Origin of the sequence: Achromobacter spanius, assembly GCF_003994415.1 — a bacterium.
Taxonomy (GTDB): Bacteria; Pseudomonadota; Gammaproteobacteria; order Burkholderiales; family Burkholderiaceae_B; genus Achromobacter; species Achromobacter spanius_C.
Genome location: NZ_CP034689.1, coordinates 1,141,263 through 1,164,301, shown reverse-complemented (window position 1 = coordinate 1,164,301; position 23,039 = coordinate 1,141,263). Strand labels below are relative to the sequence as shown.

At 65.1% G+C, this 23,039-nt stretch carries 19 protein-coding genes and 1 pseudogene; 11 read left to right on the top strand and 9 right to left on the bottom strand.

The annotated features are described in order from the left end of the window. Positions 1-297 precede the first annotated feature (297 nt). Positions 298-1,701 carry an APC family permease gene (locus ELS24_RS05235; protein WP_127183590.1) on the top strand — a complete coding sequence of 468 codons (1,404 nt, stop codon included), beginning with the start codon at positions 298-300 and terminating at the stop codon, positions 1,699-1,701. A gap of 9 nt (positions 1,702-1,710) precedes the next feature. Here the strand turns inward: ELS24_RS05235 and ggt are convergent, their stop codons facing one another. Further along, complete coding sequence (gene ggt, locus ELS24_RS05230; protein ID WP_127183589.1) at positions 1,711-3,468, bottom strand: gamma-glutamyltransferase; 1,758 nt, start codon at positions 3,466-3,468, stop codon at positions 1,711-1,713. A gap of 114 nt (positions 3,469-3,582) precedes the next feature. On the opposite strand from ggt, the gene ELS24_RS05225 reads away from it, so the two are divergent. Beyond that, entirely contained in the window at positions 3,583-4,488 is a 906-nt protein-coding gene (locus ELS24_RS05225; protein WP_050450141.1) for a LysR family transcriptional regulator, read from the top strand. A gap of 114 nt (positions 4,489-4,602) precedes the next feature. Here the strand turns inward: ELS24_RS05225 and ELS24_RS05220 are convergent, their stop codons facing one another. Beyond that, the gene (locus tag ELS24_RS05220) at positions 4,603-5,595 is read right to left on the bottom strand and encodes a tripartite tricarboxylate transporter substrate binding protein BugE (RefSeq protein ID WP_050450142.1); all 993 of its coding nucleotides are present in this window, start codon (positions 5,593-5,595) and stop codon (positions 4,603-4,605) included. 244 nt (positions 5,596-5,839) lie between these two features. Between ELS24_RS05220 and ELS24_RS05215 the strand changes: the two genes are divergently transcribed. After that, entirely contained in the window at positions 5,840-6,733 is an 894-nt protein-coding gene (locus ELS24_RS05215) for an AEC family transporter (RefSeq protein ID WP_230605785.1), read from the top strand. Between the two features lie 85 nt (positions 6,734-6,818). Here ELS24_RS05215 and fumC read toward each other — a convergent pair whose 3' ends face one another. After that, complete coding sequence (gene fumC, locus ELS24_RS05210) at positions 6,819-8,213, bottom strand: class II fumarate hydratase (RefSeq protein WP_050450144.1); 1,395 nt, start codon at positions 8,211-8,213, stop codon at positions 6,819-6,821. A 162-nt stretch (positions 8,214-8,375) separates the two neighbouring features. Here fumC and tsaE point away from each other — a divergent pair. Beyond that, positions 8,376-8,914, top strand: a pseudogene (tsaE, locus tag ELS24_RS05205) (tRNA (adenosine(37)-N6)-threonylcarbamoyltransferase complex ATPase subunit type 1 TsaE). Further along, the gene (locus ELS24_RS05200) at positions 8,842-10,215 is read left to right on the top strand and encodes an N-acetylmuramoyl-L-alanine amidase (protein WP_050450145.1); all 1,374 of its coding nucleotides are present in this window, start codon (positions 8,842-8,844) and stop codon (positions 10,213-10,215) included. The pseudogene tsaE and the gene ELS24_RS05200 overlap by 73 nt, the downstream one beginning before the upstream one ends. 128 nt (positions 10,216-10,343) lie before the next feature. Here ELS24_RS05200 and ELS24_RS05195 read toward each other — a convergent pair whose 3' ends face one another. Next, positions 10,344-10,976 (bottom strand): VTT domain-containing protein, encoded by a 633-nt coding sequence (locus ELS24_RS05195; protein WP_083447577.1) that lies wholly within the window; start codon positions 10,974-10,976, stop codon positions 10,344-10,346. 99 nt (positions 10,977-11,075) lie between these two features. Here ELS24_RS05195 and mutL point away from each other — a divergent pair, with 99 nt between their 5' ends. Beyond that, a complete protein-coding gene (gene mutL, locus ELS24_RS05190) occupies positions 11,076-13,109 on the top strand; it encodes a DNA mismatch repair endonuclease MutL (protein ID WP_127183588.1) in 2,034 nt (677 codons plus the stop codon). A 26-nt stretch (positions 13,110-13,135) separates the two neighbouring features. Continuing rightward, positions 13,136-14,077 (top strand): tRNA (adenosine(37)-N6)-dimethylallyltransferase MiaA, encoded by a 942-nt coding sequence (gene miaA / locus ELS24_RS05185; RefSeq protein ID WP_127186250.1) that lies wholly within the window; start codon positions 13,136-13,138, stop codon positions 14,075-14,077. A 139-nt stretch (positions 14,078-14,216) separates the two neighbouring features. Here the strand turns inward: miaA and purM are convergent, their stop codons facing one another. Next, on the bottom strand, positions 14,217-15,266 hold the full coding sequence (gene purM, locus ELS24_RS05180; protein ID WP_050450149.1) for a phosphoribosylformylglycinamidine cyclo-ligase: 1,050 nt from the start codon (positions 15,264-15,266) through the stop codon (positions 14,217-14,219). Positions 15,267-15,656: 390 nt separating this feature from the next. Here purM and hda point away from each other — a divergent pair, with 390 nt between their 5' ends. From hda to ELS24_RS05160, 4 genes are read left to right on the top strand one after another with little or no spacing between them, the layout of a single operon-like run. After that, on the top strand, positions 15,657-16,358 hold the full coding sequence (gene hda / locus ELS24_RS05175; RefSeq protein ID WP_050450150.1) for a DnaA regulatory inactivator Hda: 702 nt from the start codon (positions 15,657-15,659) through the stop codon (positions 16,356-16,358). Next, the gene (locus ELS24_RS05170; protein WP_050450151.1) at positions 16,355-17,053 is read left to right on the top strand and encodes an HAD family hydrolase; all 699 of its coding nucleotides are present in this window, start codon (positions 16,355-16,357) and stop codon (positions 17,051-17,053) included. The genes hda and ELS24_RS05170 overlap by 4 nt, the downstream gene beginning before the upstream one ends. Beyond that, positions 17,054-18,433, top strand: coding sequence for a polynucleotide adenylyltransferase PcnB (pcnB, locus tag ELS24_RS05165; protein WP_127183587.1), 1,380 nt, complete (start codon positions 17,054-17,056; stop codon positions 18,431-18,433). A 3-nt stretch (positions 18,434-18,436) separates the two neighbouring features. Beyond that, the gene (locus tag ELS24_RS05160) at positions 18,437-18,925 is read left to right on the top strand and encodes a 2-amino-4-hydroxy-6-hydroxymethyldihydropteridine diphosphokinase (RefSeq protein WP_127183586.1); all 489 of its coding nucleotides are present in this window, start codon (positions 18,437-18,439) and stop codon (positions 18,923-18,925) included. Positions 18,926-19,234: 309 nt separating this feature from the next. Here the strand turns inward: ELS24_RS05160 and ELS24_RS05155 are convergent, their stop codons facing one another. From ELS24_RS05155 to ELS24_RS05140, 4 genes are read right to left on the bottom strand one after another with little or no spacing between them, the layout of a single operon-like run. Then, complete coding sequence (locus tag ELS24_RS05155; protein WP_127183585.1) at positions 19,235-20,131, bottom strand: sugar kinase; 897 nt, start codon at positions 20,129-20,131, stop codon at positions 19,235-19,237. Beyond that, positions 20,128-20,961 (bottom strand): HpcH/HpaI aldolase/citrate lyase family protein, encoded by an 834-nt coding sequence (locus tag ELS24_RS05150; RefSeq protein WP_127183584.1) that lies wholly within the window; start codon positions 20,959-20,961, stop codon positions 20,128-20,130. The genes ELS24_RS05155 and ELS24_RS05150 overlap by 4 nt, the downstream gene beginning before the upstream one ends. Further along, a complete protein-coding gene (locus ELS24_RS05145; RefSeq protein WP_050447474.1) occupies positions 20,958-22,151 on the bottom strand; it encodes a CaiB/BaiF CoA transferase family protein in 1,194 nt (397 codons plus the stop codon). The genes ELS24_RS05150 and ELS24_RS05145 overlap by 4 nt, the downstream gene beginning before the upstream one ends. Then, a complete protein-coding gene (locus ELS24_RS05140; protein WP_127183583.1) occupies positions 22,148-22,978 on the bottom strand; it encodes an FAS1-like dehydratase domain-containing protein in 831 nt (276 codons plus the stop codon). Before ELS24_RS05140 ends, ELS24_RS05145 begins: the two co-directional genes overlap by 4 nt. Between the last annotated feature and the right edge of the window lie 61 nt (positions 22,979-23,039).

Sequence of the window (23,039 nt, the reverse complement as noted above, 5' to 3'; positions counted from 1 at the left end):
AACGGGCAGAAGGAACCCGAAAATTTTCGCGCGAAACCCATCATGCAGCACTGGAACCAGCGCTAATCCAGCCACACAACCGTGTGGCCAAATTTCCCCAGACTCCGACGCTGCTTGATGGGTTTCGCGCGAATTGCACTGGGGTTCTTCTGCCCTGAATCTCGCGCTGCACCCATCCTACGAATCCCAACAACTAAGACATTTCGTTGCACCGTTGTAGCACTGTCTACACCCTCCCCGCCTTAGACTTTTCGGGTCGCCTCCCCCCGCAAAGTCCAAGAAAGAGGAGAAAAGAATATGGCCACAAACGAGACGATCGCCGCGTCCACAGATAATGCGCCGCTCAAGCGCGTGATGGGCGCCAAACTATTGTTGCTGTTCATCGTTGGCGACATCCTTGGTACAGGCGTGTATGCATTGACCGGCCAGGTGGCGGCTGAAGTCGGTGGCGCGGCGTGGTTGCCCTTTCTGGTGGCTTTCGCGGTGGCCTTGCTGACCGCGCTGTCTTACCTCGAGCTTGTCACCAAGTACCCTCGTGCCGCCGGCGCGGCGCTCTATGTGCACAAAGCCTTCGGCGTGCACTTCCTGACCTTTATCGTTTGCTTCACCGTCATGAGCTCGGGGCTGACATCAGCCGCCACGGCTTCGCAGGCCTTTGCCGCCAACATGTTCGCTGCCTTTGGCATCAAAGCAGAAAAAACCTGGATCACCTTCGGCGCACTCGGCTTCATGTTGCTGGTCATGTTGGTGAACCTGCGCGGCGCGGCCGAAAGCGTCAAGGCAAACGTCGTGCTGACACTGATCGAACTATCGGGCCTGTTGATGGTGATCCTGCTGGGTTTCTACGCCATGGCGGGTGGGCAGGCGGATTTCTCGCGCGTGATCGCCTTCGACACACCCGAAGACAAGAGCGTCTTCCTGGCGGTCACCTCAGCCACCGCGCTGGCGTTCTTCGCCATGGTGGGCTTTGAGGATTCGGTCAACATGGCCGAAGAAACGCACGAGCCCAGCCGCATCTTTCCCAAGGTCATGCTGACCGGCTTGGGCATCACCGCCGTGATCTACGTGCTGGTGTCGATCTGCGCGGTGGCGCTGGTGCCGGTGGGCGAATTGGCTAAAAGCTCGACACCGCTGGTGCTGGTGGTCAAGCGCGCCGCCCCGGACTTGCCGGTGGAATACATCATGCCCGTGATCTCGATGTTTGCCGTGGCCAACTCCGCGCTGATCAACATGATGATGGCCAGCCGCCTGCTTTACGGCATGTCGCGCCAAGGCGTGTTGCCGTCGTTCCTGGCGCATGTGCATCGCAAGAACCAGACGCCCTGGACGGCCATCCTGTTCACCACCGCGCTTGCGTTTGGCCTGATCATCCTGGTGGCCCTGGCTGATTCGGAAGCCATCCGCGCGCTGGGCGGCACCACGGCGCTGCTGCTGCTTGGCGTGTTCGCCTTCGTCAACGTCGCGGTGCTGGTCCTGCGTCGCGACGAGGTCAAGCACGAACATTTCCGCATCAGCCGCATCATTCCGTGGCTGGGCGCGGCGGCATGCCTGTTCCTGGTCACGCCGCTGACCGGGCGCGACGTGATCCAGTATCAGGTGGCGGGTTGGCTGTTGCTGCTTGGGGTGGTGATGTGGGGCGTGACCTATCTGGCGCGTCGCAAGGAAGCACGCATGGAAATCGACCCGTCTGCGCTGGAATAAAACGCCGCCTCAACCGCCCTTGGCCAGGCCTTCACGGCGCGGGTCCACCCCGCCTTGCAGGCCGTTGGCGTCGATCACAATGCCATGGATGCCGCTGGGGAATTCGGTGATGCGCACCGGGTGCCCCATGGCTTCCAGCGCGGGCGCCAGCGCTTCCAGCGGCGTGCCCTTTTCCAGTTCCGTGTCCTTGTTGCGGCTGCCCATGTTGGGCAGCGCAATCGCGGCCTGGATATCCAGGCCCCAATCCAGTACGCCCACAATCGTCTTGGCCACGTAATTGATGATGGCGCTGCCGCCCGGCGAGCCCACCAGCATCACGGGCTTGGCGTCGCGCAGCACGATGATCGGCGCCATCGAGCTGCGCGGCCGCTTGCCCGCCTCGACGCGGTTGGCCACCAGCCTGCCTTCCGGGTCCTTGAACGACGAAGAGAAGTCCGTCATTTCGTTGTTCAACAAAAATCCGCGCACGAAGATCTTGCTGCCGAATTCGCTTTCGATGGTGGTCGTCATGGACAGCGCATTGCCTTGCTTGTCCACCGCCACCAGATGGCTGGTGGACGGCAGCTCCAGCGCGTTGTCGCGCCCTAGCGTCAGCAGCTTGCCTTCCGGGTCGCCCGGCAGCGCAACCTTCATGCTGCGATCCGGCTGGATCAACGCACCGCGCGCGCGCAGATAGGCCGGGTTCAACAAGGCGCGTACCGGCACATCGACGAAGTCGGGATCCGCCACATAGAAGTCTCGGTCAGCGAACGCCAGCCGACCAGCTTCAGAAAAGTAATGCACCGCCTGCACCGAACCCGGTGCATACGTCGACATCGGATACTGTTCAAGCTCGCCCAGCATCTGCAACACGGCGATAGGGCCGCTACTGGGCGGCGCCATGCCGCACAGTTGGTAGCCGCGATACGCGCCGCACACCGGGTCGCGCGTCTTGGCGCGATAGTTGGCCAAGTCCGCCAGGCTCAGGTCACCCGGCGTGGCATGGCCATGCACCGCCGCCACGATGTCGCGAGCGATCTCGCCTTGATAGAACGCATCGGCGCCCCGCGTGGCCACGGCGCGCAAGGTGCGCGCGAACTCAGGGTTCTTCAACACATGCCCCACCGGCCAAGGCGAGCCGTCCGATGCATAGAAATACGCGGCGGCGGCCGCCTGCTTCGGCAGGGCCTTGTTGCCCGCCAGCAGCGTGTGCAAGCGCGGCGACACGGCAAAGCCTTGTTCGGCAAGCCGGATGGCGGGCTGGAACAAGTCGGCCCAGGGCAGCACGCCCGCCTCCTTGTGCGCCAACTCCAGGCCGCGTAGCAAGCCCGGCACGCCGACCGCCATGCCGTTGTTCACGGCCTGCGCGAAAGGCAGCGGCTTGCCATCCGCGCCCAGGAAGCGGTCGGGGCGCGCTGCCGCCGGCGCGGTTTCGCGGCTGTCATAGGTTTGGATGCGACCGGTCTTGGCCGAATACAGCACCAGAAATGCGCCCCCGCCAATGCCTGATGATTGCGGCTCAACCAGATTCAATACCAACTGCGTGGCAATGGCGGCATCCACCACCGAGCCGCCCGCGCGCAGCATGTCGTCGCCCGCCTGCGTGGCCAGCGGGTTGGCGGACACCATCATATATTTCGGCGCTCGGACCAGTTCGCGCGCTTGCGCGCCGCTGGCCGCCTCGGGGTTGAGGTCCTCAACCGCCGCTGGGGTACGCGCCCACGCAGCCGGCATGGCGGCCAGGGTGGTGGCAAAAAGAATGGCGGCGGCGTGGCGGCAAGCGCGCATGGTCAACTCCAAGGTGGCGCCGGCATGCCGGCAGGCGTTCATCATCGGCCCGGGTGTCCCGCGCCGTCAACCCGACATAGAATCGCGGTTCCGGTCCCTATTCCCTGCCCTGACATGCGCCTGCGCCACATCGAGATTTTCGAAGCGATCCGCCGTACCGGATCCCTGACCGAGGCCGCCGCCGCGCTGCATATCTCGCAGCCCGCCGCCAGCAAACTGCTGGCGCACGCCGAAACCCAACTCGGCTTCAAACTGTTTGAGCGCGTGAAGGGTCGCCTGGTTGCCACGCGCGAGGCCGAAATCCTGACGCCCGAAGTCGCGCGACTGAACCAGGACCTGAACAGCGTGCGCCGGCTTGTCGCCAGCCTGCGAGACCGGCCAAACGGGCACCTGCGGCTAGGCTGCGCGCCCGCGCTGGGCCTGGGCTTGCTGCCCGACGTGGTGCGCGAAAGCCGCGATGCGCAACCCGGCATCACGTTCGACATCCACACGCATCACAGCGCGGAACTGGTGCAGGGCCTGTTGACGCGCGAACTGGACCTGGCCATTACCTTCGACACCAACGACTACCCCGGCCTGACCCGCATGGGCCTGGGCCATACCGAGCTGGTGCACCTGAGCCGCAGGCCCGCCACCGGAGCGATGCGCCTGTCTGAACTGGCCGACCCCACGGGCGATACGCTGATCGTGCTGGACGCGGGCGATGCCTCGGGCGCGCTGCTGCAGATGGCGCTGGACGCGCAGGGCCTGGCGCCGCAAGTGGCTATTCAGGTGCAGACGCATTACGTGGCTTGCGCGCTGGTGGACGCGGGCTGCGGCGATGCCATCGTCGACGCCATCACTGCCCAGGCCATGCTGCGCCCCGGCATGAGCCTGCGTCGCCTGGAACCCGCGCTACGTGTGCCGATCAGCATCATGGTGCGCAACCAGGACCCGTTGTCGGCCCTGCACCGCGACCTGATCGACCGGCTGCGCGCCGCCTGCGCCGCGCGCATTGCGTCGCTTGATACGCCCGCGTGAAGGACGCGGCGTCGGCAAAATAAACGCCGCCAAAATAAAACGGGCGCCTTGACGTTCAAGGCACCCGTTTTTACTGGCGTAGGAATCCGGCCCAAGGGCCGGCCCCATGCCGCATCAATCCAGCTTGATGTTCTGCTTCTTCACGACGTCTTGCGCCCAATCAAATTGCTCTTTGATTTCCTTGGCGAACTCTTCCGGCGTGTTGCCCGACGGCGCCGAGCCCTGGTCTTCCAGCGCCTTGATGACCTTCGGGTCCTTCAGGGCCACGACAGCGGCGTCGCGCAGCTTGTTCACAACTTCCATCGACGTGCCCTTGGGCGCCAGCAGGCCGTACCAGACCGGCTGGTTCAGCACCGGAAAGCCGGCTTCCTTGAACGTGGGCACACCCTTGATCGACGAAATTTGCTCAGGCCAGGCGATGGCCATGGCGTTCAGCTTGCCGGCCTGGATCTGCGGCATCGACGACGGCAGGTTGTCGAACAGGATTTCGATCTGACCGCCGACGGCATCCGCCACGGCCGGGCCCGAACCCTTGTACGGCACATGCACGATGTCGGTGCCCGTGGCCATCTTGAAGGATTCGCCCATCAAGTGCAGCACGCCGCAAGTGCCCGAGCTGCCATAGGAATACTTGCCGGGGTTCTTCTTCAGTTCTTCGATGAAGCCCTTGAAGTCCTTGGCCGGGAACTTCGGGTTCACGGCAACCACGTTGGCCGTGTTGGCGAAGTTGGTGACCGGCTGGAAATCCTTGATCGGGTCGTACGGTAGATCCTTCGGACGGCAGGCCGGGTTGACGGCCATGGTCGACACCGTGGCGATCGACAGCGTGTAGCCGTCAGCATCGGCGCGCGCGGCTTCCGACGCACCGATGGCGCCGCCTGCGCCACCCTTGTTTTCCACAACCATCGGCTGGCCAAGTTCCTGGCTCATGCGCTGGGTCACCAAGCGCGCGATGATGTCGGTGGAACCGCCCGGCGCGAAGGGAACGATCACGCGGATCGGCTTGCTGGGATACTTGTCGGCGGCATGCGCGACGGAGGCGCCAAGCGTGCCGGCGGCGCCAGTCGCCACGGCGATAGCCAAGGCCAGGGAGCGAACTTTATTCATAGGTGTGTTTCCTCCAAGATTGCGAGCCCGTATGTGAACGGACCGTTTTGAGATGGTCTCGTCTGTAGACGGGCCAGCAGATAACGGTGGGAGCGCTTTGCTTCTGTGCAGCGTGTGTGGCGCTGCTTTTATGAATTGCTTGTGGCAGACGCGCCCGCCAGAATGACGGAGAATAGCAGCAAATGCTTACACCCGCATAGCGCGCCGATCCCGGCCCGCACCCCTAAAAAAACACCCTGGTCCCATGTCGGTTGCCCTTCTGGTTTTCCCTGATTTCATGCTGGTTGCGCTGGGTTGGGCGCTACGTCACAAGCTGGGTTTTTCACGCGAATTCTTTGCGGGCACCGAACGCCTTGTGTACTTCGTGTTGTTCCCGGCGCTGCTGTTCCAATCTATTCTTCGTACCCCCATCACGGCCGGCAACGCCGCCCTGCTGCTGCAGGCCACGGCGGCCGTGATCGTGGCGGGCGTGGCCATGGCCTGGCTGGCGGGTCTGGTGCTGCGGCCGTCCTCGCTGGGGCTGGCCTCATCCGCGCAGTGCGGTTACCGCTTCAATACCTATATCGGGCTGGCGCTGTCGGCCAGCCTGGCCGGTTCGCAAGGGCAGACGGTGATGGCGCTGATCGTCGGCTTCGCGGTGCCCATGGCCAACGTGGCCGCGGTCTACGGGCTGGCGCGCCACAACGGCGGCAATCTGCTGCGCGAACTGGCGCGCAATCCGCTGGTTGTCTCAACCCTGTTGGGGCTGGCCTGCAACCTGGCTGGCTTGCAACTGCCTGGCCCCGTGGATACGGTGCTGGCGCGCCTGGGCGCGGCTGCCTTGGCGCTGGGCATTCTATGCGTGGGCGCCAGCCTGGCCTGGGAGGGCGGCAAGGGCTACGGCGCGTTGATCACCTGGATGCTTGCCGTGAAGCTGGTGGCGCTGCCCGCGGTGGCCCTGGGTGTGGCGCGGCTGCTGGGCCTGCCCCCGCTTGAAGCGCGCATGCTGTTGCTGTTTGCCGCCTTGCCCACCGCGTCCGCCGCCTACGTGCTGGCCATGCGCATGGGCGGCGACGGGCGGATGGTGGCGGTGCTGATTTCGCTGGGCACGCTGTTCTCGGCCGCCACGATTCCGCTGTGGCTGATGCTGACCGCGTAGCCACTATGAAAAATGGCCGCCCATCAAAGGCGACCATCAGGGGCAACCATCAGGGCGGCCGCCGCAGCGGCTCCCGTGAGTTCGATTACGACTTGTGCGCGTTGGTCATGGACCCGGGCACTACCCATTCGGCGAACTGGGCTTCGGTCACATAACCCAGCGCCAAGGCCGATTCCTTCAGCGACAAGCCTTCCTTGTGCGCCTTCTTGGCAATCTGCGCGGCCTTGTCGTAGCCGATGTGCGGGTTCAGGGCCGTCACCAGCATCAGGGAACGATCCACCAGTTCGGCGATACGTTCGTGATTGGGTTCGATGCCGGCCGCGCAGTGCGCGTTGAAGCTGGCCATGCCGTCCGTCAAGAGGCGCACCGATTGCAGGAAGTTGTGGATCACCAGCGGTTTGAAGACGTTCAGTTCGAAGTTACCGCTGGCGCCGCCGATATTGATGGCCACGTCGTTGCCCAGCACTTGCGCGGCCAACATGGTGATGGCCTCGCACTGCGTGGGGTTGACCTTGCCCGGCATGATGGAGCTGCCCGGCTCGTTTTCCGGAATGCTGATTTCGCCCAGGCCCGAGCGCGGGCCGCTGGACAGCCAGCGCACATCGTTGGCGATCTTCATCAAGCCGGCCGCCAGCGACTTCAACGCACCGTGCGCGAACAGCAGCGCTTCGTGCGAGGCCAGCGCCTGGAACTTGTTGGGCGCCGACACGAAAGCCGTGCCCGTTGCATGCGCCAGATCGGCCGACACCTTGGCGCTGAATTGCGGATGCGCGTTCAGGCCCGTGCCCACCGCCGTGCCGCCAATGGCCAATTGATGCAAGCCCGGCAAGGTGGCGCGAATCTGCTGCTCCGCCAGATCCAGTTGCGCCACATAGCCCGACAACTCCTGGCCCAGCGTCAACGGCGTCGCGTCCTGCAGGTGGGTGCGGCCAATCTTGACGATGTCATAGAACTTGGCGCTTTTCTCGGCCAGCGTCGCACGCAATTGCTTCAGCGAAGGCAGCAGGTGATGCTCGACTTCGACGGCGGCCGCCACGTGCATGGCGGTCGGGAAGGTGTCGTTGGACGATTGGCCGCGGTTGACGTGGTCGTTCGGATGCACCTTGCGTTCTTCACCGCGCACGCCGCCCAAGAGTTCGGACGCGCGGTTGGCCAGCACTTCGTTCATGTTCATGTTGCTTTGGGTGCCCGATCCCGTTTGCCAGACCGACAGGGGAAATTCATTGGGCCATTTACCGGCGATGACCTCGTCGGCCGCGCGGATGATGCCGTCGGCGATGGTCGGGTCCAGCTCGCCGAGTTCGGCGTTGACCTTGGCGGCCGCGCGCTTCAGGCGGGCCATCGCGTTGACCAGCGGCACAGGCATTTTTTCGGTGGAAATCGCGAAAAAATGCAGCGAACGTTGCGTTTGGGCGCCCCAGAGGTGATCCTCGGGGACTTCAATGGGCCCAAACGTGTCTTTTTCGATGCGGGTCTTCATGGCGCGTACAACTCCGTGGCGGCTGTCAGTCGCAAGCGGCGGTGTCCGCCAGAAGCGACATATTGAGAATAGCAATCACTTATTAGATTAGCAGAAACCCGCATTCCTATAATTGCGGCGATCCGTGATCTCTTCATCGTTTTTTACCACTCGCCTCGCGCCATGTCCGCCCCTCTTTGCTCCCTGACCTTGCACCTGCCCGACGAAGCCGCCACGGAGTCGCTTGCGCGCCAGCTCGCCCCCTTGGTTTCAGGGGGACAGACTGGCCCCGCAGGCGCTTGCATTCACCTTCAAGGCGACCTTGGGGCAGGCAAAACCGCCTTTACCCGCGCCCTGTTGCGCGAATGCGGCGTCACCGGCCGAATCAAAAGTCCCAGCTACGCGCTGCTTGAATCCTATAAAGTTTTTAACTTATACTTCTATCATCTTGATTTTTATAGATTTAGTGATTCGCGCGAATGGTTAGACGCAGGATTTCGGGATTTACTGCGTGAAGACGCGGTGGTTTTGATCGAATGGCCAGAGCGGGCCGAGGGCCTTTTGCCCCCCCCGACTTGCTCATTTCCCTGGCTTATGCCGATGAGGGCCGCGACGCCACCCTGACCGCGTACACCGCTCGAGGACAAACATGGTTGAACGCGATTGTCCCCCCGCCCAAGACGGCGCCCTTCCCTCGGCAGGCGCCACCCGGCGCCGCCTGATCAGCGTTGCCGCCACGCTGCTCGTCTTGCCGGTCCTGCCTCGTTTGGCGCAGGCGGCAACGATCCTGGCTGTGCGTACCTGGCCGGCTGACGAATACACCCGTGTCACGCTGGAGCTCGACAGCGAGCTCAAGGCTGAACAATTCACGCTTGAAAACCCCCACCGCCTGGTGGTCGACATTGAGGGCCTGACCCTGAGCGCGGCGCTGAACGACCTGGTGTCCAAGGTCCGGCCCGATGACCCCTATATCCAGAGCCTGCGCGTGGCGCAGAACCGCCCGAACGTGGTGCGGCTGGTATTTGACCTGAAGCAGCCCGTGGCCCCGCAGGTGTTCACGCTCAAGCCCGTGGCCGACTACCAGTACCGGCTGGTGCTCGACCTGTATCCGAAGGTCGCCCAGGATCCGCTTATCGCCATCCTGAACCAGAGCGGCCCCGACGTCGACGACCCGCTGGCGCGCATTCTTGAAGACATCCAGCGCAACCCGGTCACCCGCGCCGATCCGCCCGAAGCGCCACGCGTGCGCGGCCAGCAACCCGCCCCGCCCCTGCCGACCGCGCCCAAGCCGCCTACTGGCACCGCCAGCCGTGGCAAGCCGCGCACGCTGACCATCGCGCTGGACCCGGGCCACGGCGGCGAAGACCCGGGCGCCATCGGCCGCAGCGGCCTGCGTGAAAAAGACGTGGTGCTGCGCATTGCGCGGCGCCTGAAAGCACTGATCGACAGCCAGCCTTACATGCGCGCCTACCTGACCCGCGACGACGATTACTTCGTGCCGCTGCATGTGCGCGTGCAGAAGGCGCGCCGGGTAAATGCCGACCTGTTCATTTCGATCCACGCGGATGCGTGGGTCAAGCCGTCGGCCAACGGTTCATCGGTGTTCGCGCTGTCGCAGCGCGGCGCCAGCAGCGCCCAGGCGCGCTGGATGGCCGACAAGGAAAACGCGGCCGACTTGATCGGCGGCGTCAACCTGGGCAGCCACGACCGCCAGGTCGCCAAGGTGCTGCTGGACCTGTCCACCACCGCGCAGATCAATGATTCGCTCAAGGTCGGTAGCGCCTTCCTGGACGAGATCAAGAAGATCAACCGCCTGCACAAGAACAGTGTCGAACAGGCCGGCTTCGCCGTGCTGAAGGCGCCGGACATCCCGTCCGTGCTGGTTGAAACGGCCTTCATCAGCAACCCGCAGGAAGAAGCCCTGTTGCGCAGCAATTCGCATCAGGAAAAGCTGGCTCAAGCCATGATGACGGGCATCCAACGCTACTTCACCGCAAACCCGCCGCTGGCTCGGCTGGGGTGATATCAGCGCGCTGCTGATAGGTTACGTCGTTCATGTGGGTGGTGCATTGTCCGCTCCACCGCTGCTTGATGGGTTTCGCGCGGCATACGGTGGTGTTCTTGCATCCGTTTTGCCGCGCTGCACCCGTCCTACCGGCGGGATTTGATCAGCTTGAAAATGCCGGCGCCCACCACGGGGACGATGGCCGCGGCCAGGCCCAGGAGGACGATGGTGTTCAGGTGTTCGCGCACCAAGGGGATGTTGCCGAAGAAGTAGCCGGCCGCGACCAGGCTGATCACCCACAGCAATGCGCCCAGGATATTGAACAATTGAAAGCGCGACATCGACATGTCCGCCACGCCCGCCACAAATGGCGCGAACGTGCGCACGACCGGGATGAAGCGCGACATCACGATGGTTTTCCCGCCGTGCTTTTCATAGAACGCGTGCGTGCGCATCAGCGCGCCGCGGTCCAGGAATCTTACGTTCATGGAAAACACGCGCGGGCCGATGTAGCGCCCAATCATGTAATTCAGCGTGTTGCCGGTAATGGCCGCCACGATCAACAGCACCGCCATCAGCACCGGGTCGATATGCCCTGTGGCGCCAAACGCCCCCGCAATGAACAACAGCGAATCACCGGGCAGGAAAGGCAGGACAACCAGCCCCGTTTCCGCAAAGACAATCAAAAACAGCACCAGGTACACCCACACGCCATATTGCGCGACCCAGACGCCCAGCGTCTTGTCGATGTGGAGCACCATATTGAAAAATTCAAGCATCAGCGGCCCGGAGTTCGGAAGAAGGTTAAACCCTCGCGACTATAGCCCAGCAGCCATGACGCTAAAATCCCCCACACAGCACCACCAGACTTAAGCCTAATGACAGAACGCCGTTCCATTCTTGCGCTTCCCGACCTGCTCATCAGCCAGATCGCTGCCGGCGAGGTCATCGAGCGGCCCGCCTCCGTGCTCAAGGAAATTCTTGAGAACGCGATCGACGCGGGCGGCCGTGCCATCGAAGTGCGCCTGGAGGGCGGCGGCATTCGCCGCATTGCCGTAACGGACGACGGCGGCGGCATTCCGCCCGACGAATTGCCGCTGGCGCTGGCCCGCCACGCCACCAGCAAGATCCGGTCATTGAATGAACTGGAATCGGTGGCGTCGATGGGGTTTCGCGGCGAAGCGCTGGCTTCGATTGCGTCCGTCGCCCAGGTGACCATCATTTCACGCACGCGCGACGGCGAACACGCCTGGCAGATCGATGCCGGCAGCATGCAGGTCAGCCCCGCGTCCGGCCCCCCGGGCACCACTGTGGATGTGCGTCAGTTGTTTGACGCTGTCCCGGCGCGGCGCAAGTTCCTGCGATCGGAAGCCACCGAATTCGGCCATTGCGTGGATGCGATGGAGCGGATTGCAATGGCACATCCGCAGATTGCCTTCCGCCTGTTCCATCACGATCGCGCGCAGCGGCAATGGCTGCCGGCCGATCCACCTCAACGCATCCGCGATGTGCTGGGCGCGGAATTCGCCGAACACGGCCTGTTGCTGTCGCACTCCGTCGGCGCCGTCAGCCTGGCCGGAATGATCACCCGCCCGACCGCCGCACGCGCCCGCGCCGACCGCCAATACCTGTACGTGAACGGCCGCTACGTGCGCGACCGCACGGTCAGCCACGCGCTGCGCGCCGCCTACGCCGACGTGCTGCACGGCGACCGCCAGCCCGCCTATGTGCTGTTCCTGGACATAGACCCCGCCGCCGTGGACGTGAACGTACACCCGGCCAAGCACGAGGTGCGCTTTCGCGACAGTGGCGCCGTGCACCGCTTCGTGTCCCACGCGGTCGGCCAGACGCTGGCGCAGACTGGCGGCTCGTCGGCGGTGGCGCCGATGCGACAAGATCAAGGCGAAGACGGCGGCTTTGAAACCGTCGCGTCCGGAAGCACCGGCGTGGGCCAGGCCCCGGGTTCGGCCCAGGCCTCCGCCTCGGGCTCGAGTTCAGATTCAAGCTTGGGCGGCGCCGCGAATGCCATCGCCGACGCCACCTCGGCCTCCACCCACGCGCGCCCTCAAGACGGCCACGCCGCCCCCCCGACCGCGCCGAACGCTCCCCGCCCCGGCTACACCGGCCAGAACGCCGCCTATGGCCTGCGTCCGTCGCCCGCCCCGCAACGCGCCCACACACAGGTGCCGTTCCGCCTGCATGCCGAGCCCGCCGGCATCCCCGCAGCCGACTGGCAATCGCTGTACCGCCCCTTGAATGACGACACTGCGGCCAAGGTCACGCCGGTCAGCGAGCCCCGGCCCGCTCCCACCTTGCCCGCCGACGAAGAGCACCCGCTGGGCATGGCCCTGGCGCAATTGCACGGCATCTACATCCTGGCGCAGAACCGCCGGGGCATGGTGCTGGTGGACATGCACGCCGCTCACGAGCGCGTCGTCTACGAACAACTGAAGCAGGCGCTGGACGCCCGCAGCCTGCCGCGCCAGGACCTGCTGGTGCCCGTGGTGTTCCATGCCCAGGAAAAGGACGTGGCCCTGGTCGAGGAATTCGACGCGCAACTGAACGACCTGGGTTTCGAAATGCGCCCGTCTGGCCCGACGTCGATTGCCGTGCGCTCGGTGCCCGCCATCCTGGCGCGCGGCGACATCGAAACGCTGGCGCGCGCCGTGCTGCGCGACCTGGGCGCCGTGGGCGTGTCGCGCTTGCTGACCGAACAACGCAACGAGCTGCTGTCCACCATGGCCTGCCACGGTTCCGTGCGCGCCAACCGCAAGCTGACCATCGAAGAAATGAACGGGCTGCTGCGGCAGATGGAAGCCACCGAGCGCGCCGACCAGTGCAACCACGGCCGCCCGACCTGGGTGCAATGGTCGGTGTCCGACCTGGACAAGCTCTTTCTGCGCGGACAATAAGCTTGCCCTCGTCCCTACCCCCCGACATGCCGCCGGTCATCTGCCTGGCCGGCCCCACCGCCGCCGGCAAAAGCGCGTCCACGCTTGCGCTGGCCGAGCGCTGGCCCCTGGAAATCATCAACGTCGATTCGGCCACGATCTACCGTGGCATGGACATTGGCACGGCCAAGCCCTCGCCCGAGGAACAGGCGCGCGTGCCCCAGCACCTGCTGGACATCCTGGACCCCGCGCAGTCGTATTCGGCCGCCGAGTTCCGCGCCGACGCCCTGCGCCTGATCGACGAGATCCGCGCGCGCGGGCGCATTCCCCTGCTGGCGGGCGGCACCATGATGTATTACAAGGCGCTGCGCGATGGCCTTGATGACTTGCCCCAGGCAGACCCCGCCTTGCGCGCCGAGATCGAAGCCCGCGCCGCTACGCAAGGCTGGCCCGCGCTGCATGCTGAACTGGCGCTTCGGGACCCAGTCACCGCCGCCCGCCTGGCGCCCAACGACAGCCAACGCATCCAGCGCGCGCTGGAAATCTGCCAACTGACGGGCCAGCCCATGTCGGCCCTGCTGCGGCGCGGCGAGCAAAAGCCGGATGACGACACCAATCACTACCTGACCATCAGCCTTGAGCCCTCGGACCGCGCCGCGCTGCACGCGCGCATCGAACAGCGCTTTGACGCCATGCTGGCCAAGGGCCTGCTTGACGAAGTCCGTACGCTGCGCGCCCGGCCGGACCTGCACCCCGGCCTGCCGTCCGTGCGCTGCGTGGGCTATCGGCAGATGTGGGCGCATCTGGATGGCGAGGTCGATCTAACCACCGCGCGCGAACAAGGCATTGCCGCCACGCGCCAGTTGGCCAAGCGCCAGATCACCTGGCTGCGCGCCCAGCCCGACCGCGTCATCGTTGACTGCCTGGCCAGCGACGCGGTGGCGCAAACCATCGACGCCGTGGCGCTGGCGCTGGCGGGCAAGCGCTAACAGCAACGTACGTGCCTCAATGCAGCGCCATGGCCGTGGGCCTATCCATGCCACGCTCGGCGCAGCACGCGCCGTCCGCCCATGAAAAAACCCGCCAGCGGCGGGTTTTTCATTCACGCGGAACCGGTCGGGGTCGGGCTTACACCACGAAGGTTTGCGCCATGCCTTCTGTCTGCTCGACGATTTCACCGATCTTGCTGACGGTTTCGCCCTGCTCGCGCAAGGTTTCAGCGATGGCGTCGGCCTGGGTCGCGTCCACCACCAGCACCATGCCGATGCCGCAGTTGAAGACGCGGTGCATTTCGGTGTCTTCCACGCCGCCCTGCTCTTGCAGCCACTGGAACAGCTTGGGCATTTCCCAGCCGTCGCGATGCAACTTGGCCGACAGGCCGGCTTGCAGGATGCGCGGCACGTTGTCCAGCAAGCCGCCGCCGGTGATGTGGGCCAGGCCCTTGATGTCGGTGCCATGCTTGGCCAGCGCGGCCAGCACTTGCTTCACGTAGATGCGCGTGGGCGCCATCACCACGTCAACCAGCGGCTGGCCGTGGAAGTCGTCGGTGGGCTTGGCGCCGGCGCGTTCGATGATCTTGCGGACCAGCGAAAAACCGTTGGAATGCACGCCGCTGGAGGCCAGGCCCAGCACCACGTCGCCCGGCTTGATGGACTTGCCGTCGATGATGGCGGACTTTTCCACCGCGCCCACCGCGAAGCCGGCCAGGTCGTATTCGCCGTCCGGGTACATGCCCGGCATTTCAGCGGTTTCGCCGCCGATCAGCGCGCAGCCCGACAGTTCGCAGCCCTTGGCAATGCCGCCCACCACCGACGCCGCCGTGTCCACCGAAAGCTTGCCGCAGGCAAAGTAGTCCAGGAAGAACAGGGGCTCGGCGCCCTGCACCAGGATGTCGTTGACGCTCATGGCGACCAGGTCGATACCCACGGTGTCGTGGCGGTTCCACTCGAACGCCAGACGCAGCTTGGTGCCCACGCCGTCGGTGCCCGACACCAGCACGGGCTCGTTGTACTTCTTGGGCACTTCGAACAGCGCGCCAAAGCCGCCGATACCGGCCAGCACCCCGGGGCGCATGGTGCGCGCGGCGAGGGGTTTGATACGGTCGACCAGGGCGTCGCCTGCGTCGATGTCGACACCGGCATCGCGGTAGGTCAAGGGGGCTTTAGGTTGATTCGTCATGAGAAATGCCGTGGGGTATGTAACAATTGCTGGGAATTTGGTGGAACGCCCCGCATTTTACGATGTTGTGGGCCTGTGCAGGGTTCGGCCTGGCCGAGCACCACGAAAGCGCCAGGGGTGGGTCGGACGCGCTGGGGGACCAAAAGCGCGCAAACCCAAGCCTGGCAAAGCCCTTGAGCGCGACACCATGCCCCCAGGTGGTTTAAAGTGTTGGGTTGGCCGGGTTGGATTTTGCCAGTTTCTGGCGGGCAATACCCGAATCGGCCCCGTGCATCACCGTTTTTTGGCTTTTCCGGCAACATCGGCCTGCCCATCGCGCCGCAGCGGGCCCCGCGCGCAGTACTGCGCTGGGTCTTGGAAGTACCGAACAAGCCTGATTGATAACCTCTCATGAACCGCCAGCTGTTGCTTGACGTTCTTCCCGCGCCAGCGCCATCGCTGAACAACTATATCGCCGGCCCCAACGGGGAAGCGCTGGCGGCCGTGCGCGCGCTGAATCCCGGCCGCGCCCTGTATATATGGGGCGCCGCCGGTTGTGGCCGCACCCACCTGCTGCGCGCCCTGACCGCGCGCCCGGACGCCGTCTTCATCGACCCCGCCAAGGGCGAAACCATGCTGCGCCGCCTGGCCGAAGCCGATTCCAAATCGCCCATGCCCAAGTTCGTGGCGGTGGACGACGTGCATCGCATGGACGACAACCGCCAGGCCGCCCTGTTTGCGCTGTACAACCGCTGGCGTGAATCTGCCGCCACGGGCCGCGCCTTTGCGCTGGCGTTGGCCGGCGACCGCGCCCCGCTGTCGATGCCGCTGCGCGAAGACCTGCGCACGCGCCTGGGCTGGGACCTGGTGTTCCGCCTGGACCCGCTGTCAGACGCCGACAAGCTGGCCGCCCTGTCCGCGCAGGCCGCCGAACGCGGCATGCACCTGGCGCCCGAAATCATCAACTGGATGCTGATCCACCACGAGCGCGACATCCGCAAGCTGGCCGCGTTGATCGACGCGCTTGACCGTTACTCCCTGGCCACCGGCCGTCCCATCACCCTGCCATTGCTGCGCGCCATGCTCGCAGATCCTGACTCGCAACGCACATGACTTCCCGACGTCTCGCCCTGTTCGACCTGGACCACACCCTGTTGCCGCTGGATAGCGACTATCAATGGGCCGACTATCTGGCCCGTACAGGCCGCGCGGGCGATCCCGTTGAAGCCCGCCGCCAGAACGACGACCTGATGGATCGCTACAACCGTGGCGAACTCACCGCCGAACAGGCCGCCGAGTTCATGCTGGGCCTGTTGGCGGCGCATTCACCGTTCGACCTGGCCGACTGGCATGAGGAATTCATGCGCGAAGTCATCCGCCCGTCCATCACCGTCGACGCGCGTGCGCTGGTGCAATCGCACCTGGACGCTGGCGACCTGTGCGCCATCGTCACGGCCACCAACAGCTTCGTCACCGCCCCCATCGCGCGCGCCTTTGGCGTACCGCACCTGGTGGCCACCGACGCCGAATACCTGCGCGGCCGCTACACCGGCCGCATCCTGGGCACGCCCAGTTTCAAGGAAGGCAAGGTGGTGCGCGTGAACGATTGGCTGGCCAATATGGGATTTGGGCTTGCGGATTTCCCCGAATCGTTTTTCTATAGCGATTCGGTCAATGATGTACCCCTGCTCGAAAAGGTGACCCGTCCGATCGCCGCCAACCCCAGCCCCACCCTGCGCACCATCGCGCAAGACCGTGGCTGGCAAGTGATCGACTTGTTCGACCACATGGAAGACTCGAAGTCATAAATGATCACTGAAACCATAAAAAAATTCGTCGGCCGCTTGTTCGCGCCGGCACCTCGGGGGCCGTTGCGCATTGGGCGCGACAAACACGGCATTGACCGCCGTAATGTTTCTCGCCACGCCATCAAGGTCTGCGAAGTCCTGCGCCAGCACGGCTATGAAGGCTATATCGTGGGCGGCGCGGTGCGCGACCTGATCGTGGGACTTGAACCCAAGGATTTCGACGTGGCCACCAACGCCACGCCCGAACAGATCCGCCCGCTGTTTCGTCGCGCCCGCATCATTGGCCGCCGCTTCCAGTTGGTGCACGTGGTGTTCGGCCAGGAAATCATCGAAACGTCGACCTTCCGCGCCCCGGCGTCGGAAGAGCAGGAAACCGATGAGCACGGCCGCATCCTGCGCGACAACGTGTTCGGCTCGCAGGAAGAAGACGCCAAGCGCCGCGACTTCACCATGAACGCGCTGTACTACGACCCGCACAACGAGGAAGTCATTGACTACCACGATGGCGTGGCCGACCTGAAAAAGCGTCAGGTCCGCATCATTGGCGACCCGGTCAAGCGTTACCGCGAAGACCCTGTTCGCATGCTGCGCGCCGTGCGTTTCGCCGCCAAGCTCAACGGCACCATCGACCCGGCCACGCGCCAGCCGATCAGCACCATGGCCGAGCTCATCGAAAACGTGCCGGCCTCGCGTCTGTTCGACGAAATGCTCAAGCTGCTGACCTGCGGCCACGCCATGGACTGCCTGCGCCAGTTGCGCGCCGACGGCCTGCACAACGGCCTGCTGCCCTTGCTGGACGTGGTGCTGGAACAGCCCGGTGGCGAGCACTTCGTGGAACTGGCGCTGGAACGCACCGACGCGCGTGTGCGCGCCGGCAAGACGATCAGCCCCAGCTTCCTGTTTGCCGCGCTGCTGTGGCAGCAGGTGGATGTGCGCTGGAAGCAGTTGCGCGCGCAAGGCGAGCACACCATTCCGGCGCTGTCGCAAGCGGCGGATTCGGTGCTGGACGAGCAAACCGAAAAGCTGGCCATCCAGCGCCGCTTCTCGTCGGACATGCGCGAAATCTGGTTCATGCAGCCGCGTTTTGAACGCCGCATGGGCAAGACCATTTTCCGCATGATCGAACAACCGCGCTTTCGCGCCGCCTGCGATTTCCTGCAACTGCGCGCCGCCGCCGGCGAGTTCGACAGCGTGTTGGCGCAGTGGTGGATGGACTTGGCCAATGCCGACGACGCCACCCGCGCCGACATGATCGAAGAAGTCTCGCGCTTGCCGCGCGAAGCCGGCGATGGCGGCCCAAGCGGCCCCGCCTCGTCGTCATCCCCGCGCAAGCGCCGGCGCCCGCGCCGTTCGCCGCGCGGCCCGTCGACCGCCGAGTAAACCGTGTCGCCCCCCTTGGTCCGCGCCTATATCGGCCTGGGCGCCAATCTGGGCGACAGCGCGGCCACCTTGCGCGGCGTGCTGACCGAGCTGAAGGCTTCGGACGGCATCAAGGCGGTGACGGCGTCGCCGTTCTACCGCAGCGCGCCGGTCGAGGCCACCGGCCCCGATTTCGTGAATGCCGTCGCGGCGCTAGATACGGATCTTGCGCCGCTGGCGTTGCTGGATGTGCTGCAGGCGCTGGAAAATCTGCATGGAAGGCAGCGCCCTTATAAAAATGCGCCTCGCACGCTGGATCTGGACCTGCTGATGTTCGGCGATCTGGCGTTGAATCACGAACGGCTGACCGTGCCGCATCCTCGGATGCATCAACGTGCGTTCGTGCTGCTGCCGCTGCGGGATCTTGCGCCGGACATGGTGGTGAATGGCCGGCCGATTTCGGCCTGGATCGATGAGATTCGGGATCAGGCGATTGAGCGGGTGGCCGCCTGATGGGTTACGCGCGTTAGACGCCGGTTTTCGCACAGCGGTCAATCCGCGCTTCGCCCATCCTACGCAAGGACGGAGCGCCAACATGCACCGTAGGATGGGTGAAGCGCGAGACCCGGGTCAGAAAGGCCCAAGCCCCCATCGCGCGCAACCCATCTGCCACGCCCCATACGACGACGGGAGCCAACGAGCACCGTAGGATGGGTGAAGCGCGACACGACCATCACGCGAAACCCACCGTCCGCCGCGCGCAACCCATCACACCGCCCGCCGCCAACCCATCGCACCGCCCCGCGGCCAAGCTCCAAACAATCATCCCTTCGCCGCGAACCCCATCATCGCGCGTTCCACGTCTTCCACTCGCGGCAACCCGGCCTCATTCCCCAGATACTGAATCTTGTGCGCCGAGGCCGCGCGCGCGAAGGTGAAATGTTCCAGCCAGGGCAATTCAGGCCGGTTCAAATACGACCACACATAAGCCCCATGGAACACGTCACCCGCCCCTGACGTATCCACAATACGATCACCCGGCACGTCCAGCGACGGCAGGGTGTCCACCCGCCCTGTCTCGTCGTACCAAAGCATGCCGCGCTCGCCCATCGTGACGGCGCCGATGCGGCAGCCTCGGGCTTTCAGCAGGTCCAGCAAGCCTTCCGGGTTCAAGCCCAATTGTTCGCACATGCGCTCCGCGCAAACCGCCACGTCGATAAACCGCAGCAGCTCGTCGGTGTTCTCGCGCATGCCGCCGCCGTCCAGCGACGTCAGCACGCCCGCCTGCCGGCACGCGCGCGCGTAATGCAGCGCGGCGTCGGGCTGATGCCCGTCCAGATGCAGGGCGCGATAGCCGCCGATATCCAGCTTCGGAAAATCATTCAGGTATTCGACGTCTCGCGCCCGCACGATGGCGCGCTTGCCGTGCCTGGGCATGATGAACGACAGCGACGAACGGCGCACGTGCCGCGCATGCAGCGTGATGCCGTGCGCCGCCGCCATGTCGGTGTACATATGACCCAACCAATCGGGCGCCAGCGAACAGATCAGATCGGGCGGCGTGCCCAGCCGGCCGCAGGCGAATGCGGCCGTGACGGCGTTGCCGCCGAATGAAACCGCGTAATCGCGCGCCACGCTTTTTTCGTCACCGGTGGGCCAGTGATCAGCCAACACGGTGACGTCGATGTAGGTGTGGCCGATGAAGAGCGCGTTGCTCATGTGGGAGCCTGTTCGCCGGCTTGCGCCAGCACCAGGCGCGCGCGCGCGATGACGGGCGCATCGACCATCTTGCCATCCAGCATGAAGGTGCCCGCCGAGGTATCGCGATGCGCGGCGACCACGCGGCGCGCCCAATCGAGCTCTTCGCGCGCCGGCACAAAGGCGGCGTGGATGACTGGCACTTGCGCCGGGTGGATGCACAACATGCCGCCGAATCCCATCTGCTGCGCGCGGCTGGCCGCCTGCTTCAAGCCGGCCGTGTCCTGCACGCCGGGAAATACGCCGTCAAGCGCGGGGTGCAGGCCGGCCGAACGGGTATGCAGCAACACCTGCACGCGGGCATGGTCCAGCACCGTCTCGGCGCCGGGCGTGTCGGGTGTCAGGCCCATATCCAGCGCGTAGTCCAGACTGCCGAACGCCAGCCGCGCCACGCCGGGCGTGGCCGCGACTTCGCCGGCATTCAACAACCCGCGCGCAGTTTCGATAAGGGGAATGACCGGCAGCCCGGTCTGGGCCACATGCCGCACCTGCGCCAGCGTTTCGGCCTTGGGCAGCAGGATGCCGGCAATGTTTGGCCGGCCGCGACACGCTTTCAGGTCGTCGTCGTGCCAGGATGTGGAGGCGTCGTTGATGCGCACCCAAAGGCGGACGTCGCGATGCGTCCCCAGGAAGTCGCACAGCGCTTCGCGGGCAGAGGCCTTGGCCAGATGCTCGACGGCGTCTTCCAGGTCCACGATAACGGTGTCAGCCCCCGCGGCCAGCGCTTTGGGGATGCGCTCGGCGCGAGACGCCGGCACGAACAGGGCGCTACGAACGACGGGATGCGTCACACGACCTCCGATGCATGGAATTGCGCCACCTGATCCGGCGCGTATCCCAGCGATGCTAGCACCGCATCCGTGTTTTGACCCACGGCAGGCACCGCCGCCATGCGCGGCGCAAAGGCGTTGCTGCTGGCGGGCGGCAGCAAGGCGGGCAGCATGCCGGCCGGGCTGTCGACCTGGCTCCAGCGCGCCCGCGCCTGCAATTGCGGGTGCGCCCACACGCCCGCCATGTCATTGACGCGGGCGTTGGCGATCTGCGCGTCTTCCAGCCGCTGCGTAACCTGTTCAATCGACAAGTCTGCAAACGCCGCCACGATCAGGTCGCGCAGGGCGTCGCGGTTGGCGGTGCGCTGCGAATTCGAGATGAAGCGCGCGTCTTCGGCCAGCGTGGCCTGGCGCAGCACCTGGGCGCAGAAGACCCGCCATTCGCGTTCGTTCTGCAGGCCCAGCATGATGGTGGACCCGTCGCCCACCGGGAACGGGCCATAGGGGTAGATGGACGCATGCGCCGCGCCCGCGCGCACGGGCGGCTTGGCGCCTTCGAAGGCGTAGTACATGGGAAAGCCCATCCACTCGACCATGCTCTCCAGCATGGACACGTCCAGGCGGCTGCCCAGGCCGGTTTTCTGGCGCAGCAGCAAGGCGTTCAGGATGGCCGAATACGCATACATGCCCGCCGCGATATCGGCGATGGAACACCCGGCCTTGACCGGGTCGTCCTGCGTGCCGGTGACCGACAGAAAGCCGCTTTCGCTCTGGATCAGCAGGTCATACGCCTTCTTGTCCTGATACGGGCCGCCTTCGCCGTAACCCGAAATGTCGCAGACGATCAGGCGCGGGAAACGCTCGTGCAGGGTGTCGAACGACAGGCCCAGGCGCGCCGCCGCGCCGGGCGCCAGGTTTTGCACCAGCACGTCGGCCGATTCCAGCAGGCGCTGCATGACGTCGCCGGCCTCTTCGCGCTTCAGGTCCAGCGTCAGGCTTTCCTTGGAACGGTTGGTCCAGACAAAGTGCGACGACAGGCCGCGCACGCGCTCATCGTAGCCACGCGCGAAATCGCCACTGCCGGGCCGTTCGATCTTGATGACGCGCGCGCCCATGTCCGCCAGTTGGCGGGTGCAAAACGGCGCGGCGATGGCGTGTTCCAGGCTGACGACGGTAATGCCGTCCAAGGGGCGGGATGCCGGTGTGCTCATTCGGTAAACCTCAGTTCGGCTTGGTGGGCCAGCGTGCCGTCCTGCTCGGCCCACAACTGGGCGACGCCCGGCTCGGTCAAGCGGCCGGCCACCTGGAAGGGGGTGGGCGAAATCAGCGGACGCAGGCCGCGGTAGCTCAGGTGCGTGGGGCGTGCCTTCGGATGGGCGCGGGTGAACGCCGCCACCATTTCCGTGGCGATCAAGGGGCCGTGGACGACCAGCCCGGGGTAGCCTTCGACTTCCGTCACATAGGGGTGGTCGTAATGGATGCGATGGCCGTTGAACGTCACGGCCGAATAGCGGAACAGCAGCACGGACGTGGGGTTGACGGTGTCGCGCCATTGGGCTTCGGGCGCGGGCTCGCTGCCCGCGAGCTTGGGCGGCGACGGCTGGCGGTAGACGATGTCCTGCTCTTCCTGGATGACGATTTCACCCGCCTGGTGGTATTCATGGCGCACGGTCACGAACAGCAAGGCGCCGGTGCGGCCCGCTTTTTCTTCAACCTTGATCACCGTGGACACGCGCTCGGCTGGTACGCCCACTTTCAAGGGTTGACGGAATTCCACCCGGCCGCCCGCCCACATGCGGTTGCGGTCCTGCGCGGGGGGCAGGAAGCCGCCGCGCGAAGGGTGGCCATCCGTCCCCAAGCCATCCATGCCCACCGTGCTGATGAAAAACGCCCATTGCCACAAGGGCGGCAAGGCGTCGCCCTGGGCCGGGGCAACGCCGCCCAGGGTGGCCGCGATGCGCGCGGCGTGGCCGGGGTCCATGGCGTCCGGCTTGCGTTCGCCGCTGCCGATCCAGGCTGCCGGATCCGTAGAAGTCATGCCTATATCCTCTGGTGGGTTCAATGGTGGGGTTTACTCAGGCATCAAGCATGCCCGCAAG